This is a genomic window from Synechococcus sp. O70.1, from assembly GCF_047462215.1.
Taxonomy (GTDB): domain Bacteria; phylum Cyanobacteriota; class Cyanobacteriia; order Thermostichales; family Thermostichaceae; genus Thermostichus.
In genome coordinates this window covers 1-1,157 of sequence record NZ_JANSIT010000032.1, presented here as the reverse complement: position 1 = coordinate 1,157, position 1,157 = coordinate 1, and the positions used below count along the sequence as shown (strand labels likewise).

1 pseudogene is annotated in these 1,157 nt (G+C 53.8%); it reads right to left on the bottom strand.

The features are described 5' to 3' along the window. Window positions 1-1,157 (bottom strand): annotated as a pseudogene (locus tag NW833_RS11075) (hypothetical protein); the annotation flags it as partial.

Sequence of the window (1,157 nt, the reverse complement as noted above, 5' to 3'; positions counted from 1 at the left end):
TTTCTCAACCACAGCCCCCCCCCCGCCACACACACACAGCCCTGGTCCCCGGCCCGCCCCCCTGCCTCACCGCGCCCCCCATCCGCCCCCCCCCCCCCGCCCGGGGGCCCCGCGGAGGAAGTTAAAAACCTTCTCTCCGCGGTATTGGGGGGGGGCGTGGAGAAGTCGATGAACGTGTTGACTGGAGGAAGGGGAGTAGGAGGAATCACACTTCCATATTGTCTACAGATAGCGATGCTGTTGCTTCCCGAAGAAGAATTGGTAAAGGTGTTGTCTCGCACTGTTACGTCAATATTACTACCAACGCAAACGCCAATTTGACCTCGAGTTGCCTCTTTTACCTTAATCTGGGAGTTTATCACTTTTCTTGCAGGGCCTGAATTACCTTTTAGGAGGATAGCAACGTTGGGCTTGGGAGTACCACTTGTAGGAGGTGAGATCGCGCTCAAGTTGACCTCTGTGTTCGGGCCTTCAATCTCTACAGATCCGCCATTTGAATTCTCCAAAATGCCCACGACACCCTGGTTCCCCGATGCTGGCCCAGTAGCCACAACCGAGCTGCCATTGATTACTCTGAGGATTGTGTTAGTCCCCACGTGGCGGATCCCAGCAGTGAAGTCTTTGTCGCCTTTAATCAAAACATCCACATTGTCGAGGGTGACGGTGGCGGGAGTGGTAGAAGAAGCAGTTACTTCGATACATCTGTCGCCAGACCCTACGCCAGCAGTACCAGCAGTGCCAAGACCTCTACAATCAATGAGCATGTCTTTCAGGGGCGTTCCCGCAGCAGCGAGCTCGATGGCGGCTCTTGTACCACTGGGATCCCCGCTCACAATCTTGAACCCTTGAAGCCTGTAGCCTTTGTTGAGAGTTAAAAGCTTAGTGTTCAGATTGAGTGTGAAATTAACGCCGCTGTCAGGAAGCACCGTGACGGATCCAGCTGTCAAAGTCAGACTATCGATGTCGGTGCTACTAGCATCAACATCCTCCGTTCCGTCGTAAATGATCCTTACAATCACATTTGTCCCGCCGCCAAGACTGGCTGCGGCCTGAACTGCAGTGGATTGCAGCACATGCTTCACAGTTTTGAACGGCTCGAGAGTTGAGGTACCTGGGAAAGTATCCCTGCCTATGAGTGGATGCACATAGAACTGAGC